The 12,647-nt window shown below is 56.2% G+C and carries 11 protein-coding genes; 1 reads left to right on the forward strand and 10 read right to left on the reverse strand.

Annotated features, from left to right (window positions below):
* Positions 1–21: 21 nt before the first annotated feature.
* The 10 genes from OMP40_RS33080 to OMP40_RS33125 form a co-directional block, all read right to left on the reverse strand.
* Positions 22–1,203, reverse strand: coding sequence for a Ger(x)C family spore germination protein (locus OMP40_RS33080; RefSeq protein ID WP_277537634.1), 1,182 nt, complete (start codon positions 1,201–1,203; stop codon positions 22–24).
* A 4-nt stretch (positions 1,204–1,207) separates the two neighbouring features.
* A complete protein-coding gene (locus tag OMP40_RS33085; RefSeq protein WP_277537636.1) occupies positions 1,208–2,737 on the reverse strand; it encodes a spore germination protein in 1,530 nt (509 codons plus the stop codon).
* Between the two features lie 278 nt (positions 2,738–3,015).
* Positions 3,016–3,261, reverse strand: a complete 246-nt coding sequence (locus tag OMP40_RS33090; RefSeq protein ID WP_277537638.1) for a hypothetical protein — start codon at positions 3,259–3,261, stop codon at positions 3,016–3,018.
* Positions 3,262–3,404: 143 nt separating this feature from the next.
* Positions 3,405–3,935 carry an alpha/beta hydrolase family protein gene (locus tag OMP40_RS33095; protein WP_277537639.1) on the reverse strand — a complete coding sequence of 177 codons (531 nt, stop codon included), beginning with the start codon at positions 3,933–3,935 and terminating at the stop codon, positions 3,405–3,407.
* A 520-nt stretch (positions 3,936–4,455) separates the two neighbouring features.
* The gene (locus OMP40_RS33100) at positions 4,456–5,202 is read right to left on the reverse strand and encodes a Gfo/Idh/MocA family protein (RefSeq protein WP_277537641.1); all 747 of its coding nucleotides are present in this window, start codon (positions 5,200–5,202) and stop codon (positions 4,456–4,458) included.
* A 35-nt stretch (positions 5,203–5,237) separates the two neighbouring features.
* Entirely contained in the window at positions 5,238–6,089 is an 852-nt protein-coding gene (locus OMP40_RS33105) for a sugar phosphate isomerase/epimerase family protein (RefSeq protein ID WP_277537643.1), read from the reverse strand.
* Entirely contained in the window at positions 6,086–7,135 is a 1,050-nt protein-coding gene (locus OMP40_RS33110) for a Gfo/Idh/MocA family protein (protein ID WP_277537645.1), read from the reverse strand. The genes OMP40_RS33105 and OMP40_RS33110 overlap by 4 nt, the downstream gene beginning before the upstream one ends.
* Before the next feature lie 40 nt (positions 7,136–7,175).
* Positions 7,176–8,174 carry a Gfo/Idh/MocA family protein gene (locus OMP40_RS33115; RefSeq protein ID WP_277537647.1) on the reverse strand — a complete coding sequence of 333 codons (999 nt, stop codon included), beginning with the start codon at positions 8,172–8,174 and terminating at the stop codon, positions 7,176–7,178.
* Positions 8,175–8,196: 22 nt separating this feature from the next.
* Positions 8,197–9,087, reverse strand: coding sequence for a carbohydrate ABC transporter permease (locus OMP40_RS33120; RefSeq protein ID WP_277537649.1), 891 nt, complete (start codon positions 9,085–9,087; stop codon positions 8,197–8,199).
* A gap of 10 nt (positions 9,088–9,097) precedes the next feature.
* Entirely contained in the window at positions 9,098–10,042 is a 945-nt protein-coding gene (locus tag OMP40_RS33125; protein ID WP_277537651.1) for an ABC transporter permease, read from the reverse strand.
* 304 nt (positions 10,043–10,346) lie between these two features.
* On the opposite strand from OMP40_RS33125, the gene OMP40_RS33130 reads away from it, so the two are divergent.
* Positions 10,347–12,644, forward strand: a complete 2,298-nt coding sequence (locus OMP40_RS33130; protein WP_277537653.1) for a helix-turn-helix transcriptional regulator — start codon at positions 10,347–10,349, stop codon at positions 12,642–12,644.
* Positions 12,645–12,647 lie beyond the last annotated feature (3 nt).

Here is a 12,647-nt window from a genome sequence, read left to right on the forward strand (position 1 = left end):
GCAAGGTATGACCCCTTTCTTTCAATAGGGCACAGACGCGTTCGACATGCCCGGACGTTTGACGTGCGTATGAACGTCGATCTCAATCCGGATCTCCTTGAAGACGCTGTCCCAGTTCGTCCGCGCCTCTTTCCAGTGCTTCGGATAATGCTTGCGGAAAAGGTCGGCGATGCCGAATATGTCCGCATTGAATTGCCGTTGGCCGGCCTCCACCGTTTCTTCGATGCGCGACCTTATGCTTTGCGAAGCGGCACGTTCGATTTTTTGCACCCAGGCTTCGTTTGTGACGATGCCTCCGGTCGTATTTTGCAGCAGCACGGCCTCGTTGTCGACCTTTACGCGCACGCTCCACCGATCGCCTCTAATCGATGGGACGAGCACGGCCTTCGAACGGAGCATACGCAAAGCGACGCTGCCCGGCATCCCTTCGGGCTTGAAGGTGAGCGTAGCCTCCTTCGTTTCATTGTGCAGCCAGAGCAGCCCTCGGGTGAGCCGCATATTCAGACGGCCGACGGCTTTACCGTTTTTCAGCACGGTGCCGCCCGTAATATACGAGACCGTGTTGTCCGGGTTCACGCCCGGCTGACTCGGGAGCTTTTGAATATAGGGCAATACCGCCGACTTGCCCGCGCTTCGCATCATCCGCAGCAGCTTGAACAGAGAGACGTCGGGTCCGATCTGCAATAGCGTCATCTCCCGCAGCGTCTCCGCCACGTCTCTCTCAAGACGCGGATTCAGCCGCAGGGCGTCGATCGCCATGCCTTCGCTCACGAACAGATTGGCGCGCTCCCTCGTCTGCCTGGATCGAAGCAGATAATCCATATCTTCCTCGATGCCGTGCGCCGCGCGTTTCTCTCCGAAGATAAACACTTCATCATGCTCCCAAGTGAGCCGTCTCGACATCATCGTCTGCAAGCGCGACACCGCGTCCGCGACCGAGATGCCCGTCGCTTCCTTTACGATCGTCTGCGAGCCGCCGCCTCCGCCGCCGGATGCTTGGTCGCCCCCGACGTTTGGGGTGTCGCCCGCCTTTTTCGGCACGAAGATTTGCACGGACAGTTTGACTTGCCCGTCCTCGGCCTCGTCGAGTCCCGTCGCCATGACAAGCGCCAGATCGTTGATCTCCAGCCGATCCCAACAGCCCGCGCTCAGCGGCAGAACCATGCTCGCCGCGAGTATGCGGCACATCTTGGCCCACTTCATGAATTCAACCGCCTTCTTTTTGAGGCGTCGGTCTGTTTCGCATGGATTGTCGGTCGGCATTCGCCTTTTGCGCGGTCGCCGGCCGTTCGCCAAGCGCCCATGAAGGCGCGCGAATGAGCGTATCTTTCCAGGCATGCCTGGCGCCTCTTCGGAAAAAGACGAGATACGGCTCTCCGAACGAACGCAGCGACGCCAGGTGAATGACGAGCGCAATGACGCCCAGCATCAGGCCGAGCAAGCCTAGAAATCCGGCAAGCAGCATCACCGGAAAGCGGAGAAGCCGAACCGAAATGCCGACCGAATAATGCGGAATCATGAACGAAGCGATCCCGGTCAGCGCCACCACCATGACCATGGGCGGCGACACGAGTCCGGCGGCCGTCGCGGCTTGGCCGATGACGAGCGCGCCGACGATGCTGACGGCCGAGCCGACCTGCTTGGGCAGGCGAACGCCCGCCTCGCGCAGCGCTTCGAAGGAGACCTCCATGAGCAGCGCCTCGACCAAAGCCGGGAAAGGAATGTCTTCGCGCGACTTCGCGATGCTGAGCAGCAGCGTGGTCGGTACCATCTCCTGATGGTACGTCAGGATGGCGACGTACAGCGAAGGAAACAGCAGCGCAAGCAAAAAAAACGTGTAGCGCAGCCATCGGATCACCGTCCCCATCATGAAGCGCTGGTAATAGTCCTCCGGCGACTGCAGCAGCGCGAACAAGGACGTCGGCGCGATCAGCGCGAAAGGCGTACCTTCGATCATCAACATCGCTTTGCCTTCCATCAGCGATGCCGCGCAAACGTCCGGACGCTCGGTCGAGAGCAGCTGGGGGAACGGAGAAAGCGTCGAGTCCTGAATCAGCTCCTCGATATTCGCGCTCTCAAGCACGCCGTCGGTATCGATGCGGGACAGCCGGCTCAGCACCTCTTGAACGAGCGAATCCTTGGCCACCGATTGGATATAGCAAACGACGACTCTCGTACGGGTCAGCCGTCCTACCGTCATCGTCTTCATCTTGAAGTCCGGCGTCCTCAATCTTCTGCGCATAAGCGACATGTTGACGTCGAGCGATTCACCGAAGCCTTCTCTCGGGCCGCGCACGACCGACTCCGCCATCGGCTCATCGATCCCGCGCTTCTCCCAATCGGCCATATTCATGATGAGCCCGCAAGCCTGCCCGTCCACCAGCAGACACGGCATACCGACAAAAAGCCCTTCGATCAGCTCTCGGATCGCCGTCGCCTCGTGCAGGTCCGCGATCGGCAGTTTACGGGCTATCGCGGATAGGCTGCCGTCCGCCTCGGAAGACATTCGAATGAGCGGCTCCATCGCCATCTTTTCGAGCTGCGCCTTGTCCGACAACCCGCATATGTAAATCAGGAGCGCCGCCCTGCCGTCGCCCGTCGCAAACGGATGAAGGACGGCATCCGCGCAATCGTTCAACACTTCGTTAAGCGCCGCTCTGTTCGCTTCCAGATCGGGCAAGATCGGTCTGTCCATATCGAATGGGACGGGAATCGACGAGGAAGAATAATCGGCCATCAGCATGCCTCCCGACTTCATACGCTATAGCGTTCCCCGATCGGCTGCCAATTAATACCGCACGACTCGGATCGCGCCGATTGCGAATGGTAAAAAAGCTCCCGAATCGTCGCAAGGACGTTCGGGAGCTTATCGTTCGTTAAGATGCTGGAAAAGTCATAGATTTTCCTTAAAAAAAATCAAACGCCTTATTGCCTAAAAAGGCATGACCACTCGGACCTACATCTTTCCACAGCCTCTCCTCGGCTCCTGCAGCTTTGTAGATCTTTTCGACACCTTCATACCCTTTCAGCAGATCCTGAATAAAAAAAACAATCGTCGTGAATACCCATTTCAATCAACAAGGGTCGAGGGGCAATCAAACCGGCGATATCGTCCACATCGAAAAACCTGAATATGTCAGGCAATATCTGGGATCCGCAGAAGTTGGCCCTATCGATGGCAAACCCTTCCCATGAATTGATGTATCCGATAATGTCAGCGGCTTTTATTCGCCGATCCACTGCGGCCGCGAAGGTCGTCATGGTTCCCCCCTTGGCTCAATCCCATCATTCCGATCCGGTTCGCATCCACTTCAGGTCGGGTCTCCAGATAATCGATACAGCACGTGATATCCCAAATATTAAGCGTCAGCGTATATAGACCAAGCAGTGCGCCTTTAATGAAGTTAACATTGCAAGCATCTCTGCCCGGAAAAGGGTCCAATCCGTCCCGTCTTTCTCCGAATCCTCTTAAATCGGGGGGTTATCGTCAGATAGCCTGCTTTGGCCATCTGCTCGGCGTAGTTATAGTTCATGGATTTAATGTCTTGCGCATGTTCGGGGGTAGATATAATGCCCGCAACAGGATCTTTGCCGTATTTCCCGTGACCGTGACTGCAGATAATAGCGGCATTCGTTCCGTCAAGTTTCATGGTCTTCGGACGCAATACCTGGCAAGGCACCGACATACATGCCTCCGAATCAAATACAACTCTTTCTCTTATCAAGTCCCCATCTTCGATGGCATATTCCACTTCCGCGTTCAAAGCAACCTTTTCCGGAAAATCGCCCAGCAATTCAAGAAATTTCGGATAGGCGGTCTTATACCAATTTTGCCAATCCGTTTGCGTTGCCCCTTTAAACGCAAAAAGCGGTTCCCAGTCTTTGATTTTTTCCATCCAGTAGCGCTGCATCGAAAAATTCCTTGTTGCGCTCATCTACGCGTCTCTCCCTATAAAAGCCTTTAATCTATTAATTCAGCAATGACGATCGTTCTCCTTTCGGCAATCGCTTTATTAGCGGCAACGCCTATGAGCAACGACATCGCGCCTGCATGACTGCTAGCCTGTTGACCAAGCGGATCCGGGAGATCGCCCGCGAAAATCATTCTGCGAATCCGCACATCGCTTCCCCCCATGATCGCCCGACCCCAGCGGCACTTTATATTCGACAATATCACCCTCAGGCCTTATAACCCGTATCGTGCTCGTATCCATTTCAGTCTCTGGTCCACTATAGATATTCCCAACCTCCATCCGCCCCTTGTTGCCGGTCAGTATCGCCCGCCAGCCTTCGAACGGACTGTAGGCAACGAGTGAATAACTCAGGAGCGCGTCGCTTTCATATTGAACATTTACAGACATGCTATCGTAAATATTAATGCGCTCGCCAAAAACGCATTGATCCCGTATATATCCATCCGCTTGCTCCGCTTTCAAATAATAATTATCTAAAAATTCATTCTGCGAAATATCGTAATCGAACTCGCAGGATTTTTTTATATCCGCATGTCAAGCAACGCTCGCCTCGCTCTTGACGGGTCGGACCGTAAAACTTGCGTGTTCCGAAAGCATGAACCTCCCGGGGTCTGCTATCCAGCCACCAGTTCACCAGGTCAAAATGATGCGTCGATTTATGCACGAGCAGCCCGCCGCTTTTCTCAAGCTCTGCATGCCATCTGCGAAAATAATCCGCGCCGTGAGAGCGGTCAAGATACCAATCGAGCGCAATGTGATGGATATCCCCTATCGCGCCTTCCTTTAATAACGCCTTAATTCGTGCCGCATATGGCATAAAACGCATATTAAACGCAACCGTTAACGATCGGCCCGTTCTTTTCTCTGCCTCCAAGATCTCCCTGCACTTATGCTCGTCAATCGTCATCGGTTTCTCGGATACGACATCGCAGCCCGATTCCAACGCTCCGACGATATATGTATGATGCGTATGATCCGTACTCGCAACAACGACAAGATCCGGACGCACGGTATCCAGCATCTGAGCAAAGTCAAAAAAAACAGGCACATTCACGCATTCCTCGCTTAACTGCTTGCTGCGCATCGGATTAATATCATAAACGCCGCAAAAATCAACGTATTCTCCCAATTCCTCTACAAAAGGCTTCGCGTACATTTGAAGGGCTCTTGCGCCAGCACCAACCAAAACTATTTTTTTCATTTCGAATGGCCCCTTTTCGGCTTTCATGGCCCGGCGAATCGTCGCCGTTCGCCGGGCTGCGTTCACTCCGCTTCCAGCCCGCTCTCCGCCAGCAATCGCGAGAGCCCGATGCGTGCTGCGGCGATACGGCGATCGATTTCGTCTGCGGTTAGCGCGCCGCCATCCGTTCCGTCCACGCGCTCGACGACGACCGATCCCGCAAAACCGGTCGATCGCATCTCGCGGAAGATCGCCGCGAAATCGACTTCACCCTCGCCCGGCACAGGAAAATCGGCGTTGGCGCGGAGACCCCGGTGATCTTTAGCGATCATCGAGACGGCCTCTCCTGCGATCTCCTTGAAATCCGCCGCAGGATCGATTCCCTCATAGAAGCGGACGTTTCCCGGATCGTAAGAAGCTTTGACGGCAGGCGAACCGATGGAAGCCAATGTTCGCTTCAGAATCGCCGCCGTCGCGGTGTTGCCCGTATGCGGCTTTAGGGTGACGGTAATGCCCGCACGCTCCGCCTCGTCCGCCACCCGCCGAAATTGCGCCGCGAACGCTTCGTCGTCGGAGGCGCGCCGAGCCGCTTCGAGCGGTTCATCCGGAAAGCTGCCGTAGCCCCATGTGCCGAGACTGACGACTTCGGTAGCGCCGACCAGGCGAGCGAAGGAAAACAGTCGTGCCGCGCGTTCGATCGGTTGGTCCGGCGCGAGCCAGGACGTTCCGGCCAGCATGATCGCCTCCAGCCCGAAACGGTCCAGTTGACGAACGATGGCCCGTGCCTCGGCTTCGTCGCTTGTCTCCGGCACCCGCTTCCCTTCGTGAGGCAAGCCGAAGGCCACGTAACGATAGCCGGCCCCGGCGATTCCCCGAAGCGCCCGCTCGAACGAAAACGCCGTATACGGCCAAGTCATGCAGGCGAGCCGGATCATCCGCCGCCTCCGATCGCCGCCCCCGTCTTCGAAGGAACCGCGCCGTAATCGACCGCGATCTCCCGGCGTTCGCGAAGCGAGCGAAGCGCCGCCTCCGATACGGCAATGGCGCGAAGCCCGTCTTCAAGCGACACGAGCGGTTGACGCTTCTCGCGGAGGCAAGCGACGAAATGGCCGTTCAATCGCTCCCACATATCGTTGTCGGCGAACGATATTCGCTCTTCCGGGCCGTTATCGTCCTTGATGCGGAGCTCGCCGTTCGTATTGACGATGGTCATCCGTTCCGTTGCTACGCCTGTGGTATCGTTCTCGACCCGCGTCACCCAGGGGGTGCTCACCTGAGCGATCGCGCCGCTCTTATAGCGGACCGCCAGCGTGAACGCATCGGATAGCCCTTGAGACGCCTCGCTGCTTGCGCCATAAGCGAATACACTGTCGATGTCGCCTCCGTACCAATGAAGCAAATCGTAATCGTGGGAAGCGTGCGAATAAATCGGCCCCGCCTTGTCGCTGCCGGCGAAATACCAGTTCGGCGTATCGTAATGTTGGTCCCTGTATTTATCGTATACGCGCTGCGACGGTACGAGAAAGTGCGCGCGCATCGACCAGGCTTGCAGCATCTTTCCCGCATCCCGCTTGGCCAACAGCTCCTTCATCTTCCGATAGCCGGGCGCAAAGCGCAGCGGATATCCGATCATGGCCAGCAAATCGGGGCGTTTGGCGCTCGCTGCGACAATTCGCGCCCCGTCTTCCGGCGATGTCGCGATCACCTTCTCCAGAAACAAATGCTTGCCCGCTTCGAGCACGGCAATGGCAATTTCCGTATGCAAATGGTCGGGCGTCGCTACATATACGGCATCGATCTGTTGCTCGAGCAGCTGTTCCCAGCTGTCGTAAACGCGCCCGCCCACTTCCCTGCTCAATATCTCGGCTTTCTCCCTGGAAGGATTGTAGAGCGCCGCTATTTCAATGCCCGGCATGCGATAAAGCGTTCGCGCATGCAGGCTTCCCATCAATCCGCAGCCGATAATGCCGACTTTTAACATACTCGAATCCCCCTTCTCGGCTTTCAAAGTCCGTTGTTTCCTAACGAGCGGCTTCTGGAACCTTTTCGCCTCGGGAAGCGTACATCGCCCAAATCGTCCGATGCGAGCGAAGCGCGTCCCTTCCATTCGTCTCCGGTTCCCGCCCTCCGGCAATGCATGACAGGAAGTGCTCAACCTCGTATTTCACGCTCCCGCTCTTGCGCTCAATCGAAGCCGGGGCCTCCTCATAAATCGTTTCGGTGCCTTTGTCCGTAACCCACTCAATTTTGCGGTAATCCGCGGGTAGCGCAAGAAGCCCTTCCGTCGTTTGGATGTGGAACCTGGCCGGAGCCCCCGAATGTTTGATGCCCCAGCTGCAGCTGACATGGCCAAGCGTCCCGCTCGAGAACGCGATCGTTGCGTGAGCCGTCCCTTCGCCCTCCATCCATTCCGTTCCCAATCGCGTACCGAGCGAAGCGACGAGCTCCGGCTTGCCGAAAAACCACAGCAGCAAATCGACATAATGGCAACCATGGCTGAACAGTACGCCGCCGCCAAGCTTCTCTTTTCGGGCAAACCAGCTGTCCGGGTTCGGCGGCAAAAACCCTTCCACCCAGCAACTCGCATTTATCGGACGGCCGTACCTTCCGCTGTTCAGCACTTCCTTCAAACGTACGATCGCCGGGATGTAGCGCAGCACGTAGGCCATCATAAGCGTGACTTTCTTCTCCTCCGCCGCCCGGATGACGCGCAGACAATCTTCCTCCGTATTGGCGAGCGGCTTCTCCACAAGCACATGCTTGCCGGCCGCAATCGCCTGCAGCGCCTGCGGGGCATGGAGGTGATGCGGCGTGCACAAGCTGACTGCGTCGACCTCGTCCAGAATCGCCGTCCAATCCGACGTGTACGAGCAGCCAAGCTCCTCCGCAACCGACTTGGCGCGCGCTTCGTCCAGATCGACGACCCAGCGCAAATCCGCCTGTTCCGATTCATGAAACGCATAAGCATGCTGCAAGCCCATATTCAGCCCGACAACCGCCGTTCTTATTTTTTTGGACATTCCCGTTAACCCTCCCGAGTGTTCAACCTTTAACCGAACCTAACAGCATCCCTTGGATAAAATACTTCTGCAAAAATGGATAGACCGCCAGCATCGGCAGGATCGCGACGACAACCGTGGCCATCTTCACGGTTTCCGCCGGCAGTCGGGCGAGCGCTTGCGGATTCTGCGTCTGCAGCTCCTGGCTCACGTTCGGCATTTGTATCATGTTGCGGAGCACCACCTGAATGGGATACAGGCTCCGGTCGTTCAAGTACATGATCCCGTTGAAATATGCGTTCCAATGCCCGACCCCGTAGAACAGTCCCAGCGTGGCCATGATCGGCAGCGATAGCGGCAGGACGATGCGCGTGAGCGTAGCGATATCGCCGCAGCCGTCGATCTTCGCCGCTTCTTCGACTTCGGAGGGCAAATTCTCGAAGTACGTCTTCATGATCAGCAGGTTGAACGTGGACACGAGACCGGGGAGGATCAACGCCCATAGGGTATTCATGATACCGACCGCGTTCACGACCAGATAGAGCGGAATCATGCCTCCCGAGAACAGCATCGTGAATACGATCGCCACAATCGCGGGACTTCGGCCAGGCAAATATTTTTTCGATAACGGGTAAGCGAGACCGGTCGTCACCAGCAAATTCAGGAACGTCCCGACCAATGTGATCGACACGGTCACCCGCAGCGCTCTGGGCACGACCGGACTTTCGAAGATCATTCGGTAAGCGTCCCACGTCAGGCTGCGCGGCAGCAGAACGAAACCGCCGTGCCGCATCACTTCACTGTAGGGAGTAACCGACATAACGAACACATAATACAGCGGAAACAGCGTCGCTAGGCAGAATACGCCAAGGGCGACGTAGATCGCGGCGTCCGCTCCGCGCTCCAGCTTCGATCTTTTCCATAAGGCAGCCATAGCATCACCTCTACCAAATTCCGGAGCCGTTCATCTTTTTCGCAAACCGGTTCGCCGCCCATACGAGGACGAAACCGATGACCGACTTGAACAGTCCGGTCGTGACCCCCTTGCTGAAATCAAGTTGTTCGATCCCGGCGCGAAACACCCAGGTATCGATAATATCGCCGACCGCGTAGACGCGCGCATTGAGAAAGATGTACACCTGTTCGAAGCCCGCGTCCAAAATGTGACCGATGCGAAGAATCAGGAGCAGGACGAATACTTCGCGGATGCCCGGCAAGGTGACGTGCCACAGTTGCCGCCACCGGCTCGCACCGTCGACGACAGCCGCTTCGTACTGCTCCGGGTTGATCGTAGACAGCGCCGCCAGATAGATGATCGCCCCGAACCCGGTGCTTTTCCACATGTCCGTCAGAATGAGCATCGGGCGGAAGTATGCTTCCGTCGTGAAGAAGGCAATCGGAGAATGGCCCTGATCCGTTAGCCATACGTTGACGTTCCCGGCGTTCGGAGCCAGGAAAGCGAAGGTCAGGCCGTATACGATCACCCACGACAGAAAATAAGGCCCGTACGTGATCGTCTGCACGACCCTTTTATACCAGCGAACGCGAATCTCGTTCAACGCCAGCGCCAGAATAATGTCGGCCGGCATGCCGAATACGATGCGGTACACGCTCAGAATGAGCGTATTTTTCATCAGTCGCGGAAAATCGGGGCTCGTTAGGAACGCCTCGAAATGCTGCACGCCGACCCATGGACTGCCCCAAATCCCTTTCATCAGATTGTAGTCTTGAAAGGCGATCAACAATCCGCCCAACGGCAAGTAGTGAAACACAAGGTAATAACAGACACCCGGAACCATCAGGAGGTACAGCCAGCGATATCTCCAGGTTCGGCGGCTCCAATCGCGCAGTCGGCTGCGTTGGCGAGTCGGCATGAGCGTCGTCTGCATGAATGACTCCCTTCCTTAAGTAATTTCAAATCGTAGAGTTGGACCAAACGGATGTTCCGCAGCTGCGGCGAGAGCGATCGCATGGCCAATTGTAGTTAACGCGCCGTTCGTTCGTAAACAGCCCGTTTTTGAACGCTAGCTCTTTTTTTGGGAAGGGACGGGCAGGCTTCGCTTGTCCATCGGATGCAAAATCCGTCTATCGGTCGAAAATGAGCTATTCCCTTTTCAAAGGCTTCCTCTATACTAGATGGATGGCAAGCCTGTCGGAGGAGCTGAATTCATCACGCGTTCGGAGGCGGAGCGTATGCAAACCAAGAACTGGTTCAACCGTCTGTTGATTTCGTATTTGCCCGCATTTCTGATCATTTCAGCCAGCTTGCTCACGACGATGTTCCTCGTCATCGGCGAAATTTCGAAAAAAGCGACGTTGCATTCCAACGATGTATTGACGCTGAACCTGATGCAGCAATTGGACGCCTCCCTGAACGAGATCGAAACCGCGATGATGCAGGAAATCACGAAAAATCAGGCACTGGCCGACTTTTACTCCCGCACGGCCGACGATGACTATATCGGATATCGGGCAGCCGTGGCCCTTAAAAGCGTGCTGTTCGACAATCCGCTCGTCGATTCCGCTTACCTCTACCGATCTGCGGACGATACGGTGGTGACGCCGTATCGAATCGCGTCGCTGCAGCAATTCGGCGACGGCGACTTTATCCGCAAGTCGATGGGCAGCCTGGACAGGTTCGAATGGGAAGGTCCGCGCAGTTACCGCGACTGTCTGGAATTTTGCGCGGAGCAGGAGGTCGTCACGTTAGTCCGCGCCCCCAACTTTATCGCGCCCGGCCTGATCGTCGTCAACGTTCGGACGTCCGCCTTGCGCAGTTTGATTGAACAATCGGTAGCGCTGGACGTCAATCAGGTGCGGCTGACGAACGCGGACGGACAGCCGTTGCTCGCAAGCTCTGCCGCAGCCGCCGAAAGTACGGCTTCAGGCTCCGGCAGCAAGTTGACCTCGGACTACACCGGCTGGACTTTGCGAACCTTCCTTATTTCTGACAAATTGTTCAGCTTCGTTTCGAACTTGTTCTACGTCTGGGTTTCCATCGCCGTGGCCATCGTCTTCTTGGGCGTCGTTTGGGTCATCGTCGCTTCACGGCGGCACTACAAACCGGTGAAGACGATTCTGAAGGAAATCGATCAGACGCTCTCGTCCAAGCTGGACGCGGCCACGATCGGGAAAGACGAGTTCCGTTACATCAGCTCGGCCCTTCAGAAGCTCTCCGTGACCTCCCATCAGCTGCAGGACGAGAACAATCAGCATGTCCTGCACCGCAGGCCGTATTTATTTCAGGAATTGTTGAACGGCAACTTCTCTTACCGGCATAACGACCCGCTGGCGGAATTGAAGCGTTCGGGCCTTCACGAAGCCCATGGGATGTTTCGGGTCGCCGTCATCGAAATCGACGATTATCCGTCGTTCGAAGCCGATTTCCCCGCGAAAGACCGGGAGCAATTTCGCTTCATGCTGAAGACGATCGTGGAGGAAGTCGCCGCATCGGCGCAGCTGCCGGTGTGGTCGGAGTGGATCGCCCCGAACCTGTTGGGGGCGATTCACGCTTGCCCGGTCGACCAGCCCGATACCGGAACGCTCCAGGTGAGCGAGCGCGTGCGTCAAAGTGTCGAATTGAACCTCGAATATACGGTGACGATCGGTTGCGGCACCTGCGTGAGCGCGGCGGAAGAAATTGCGGCATCGTTCGAGTCGGCTTTGCGATCGCTGGCCTACAAGACTTCGCTGGGCGGCAATCGCGTCATGGACGCGGACGATCTGGCCAACCAGCCGAAGGGCGAGTTGTTCCGGCAACTGAATCATATCCACGCGATCGCCCAGCAGTTTCGTTTAGGACATGCGGAGTGGATCAGCCTGTATCGCGAGTTCTACGGCAAGCTGCAAGGGCAGCTTTTCTCGAAGGAAGACCTGATTAATCTCTTTCAGTATTTGATCTATCATTTGCAGAAAGAGATGGCCGAGCTGCCAAAGCCGTTTCAAGACATCTGGTCCCAAGACACGGCCCCAAGGCTGGAGGAAGCGCTGGAACGGGTCAATACGCTAAAAGGCATTGGCCTGTCCTTCGAGAGCATCTTAGAGGAAGCCGCCGCGAGCATGGATGGCCTGCGCCAAAACGACACCCGCTTCCATGTGATTCAAAAGGTCAAACGATACATTGAGGAAAGTTACGCGGACCCGGATCTTTCTCTGTCGCGCATCGGCGAATTGTTCGAATTGAGCCCGAGCCACTTGAGCAGGATGTTCAAGGAAGAGCTGGGGATGAATTTTATCGATTACGTCACGCAAGTTCGCATTGCGCATGCCGTTCGCCTGCTCGAGCATACGACCGACCTCATCCAGGATATCGCCGTCCAGGTCGGCTATGCCAATTCCCTCACCTTCATACGCGTCTTCAAAAAAAATAACCGGCATCACGCCGGGCAGCCACAGATTAAAAACGAACGCCAATTAGACGGCTGGAATCGCGATGCGGCAATACGAAAAAGAGCAGGTTATCTTGACGATCGCCTGCTCTTTTTCCTGTAACGG

The organism is Cohnella rhizosphaerae (assembly GCF_029525575.1).
Lineage (GTDB): Bacteria > Bacillota > Bacilli > Paenibacillales > Paenibacillaceae > Cohnella > Cohnella rhizosphaerae.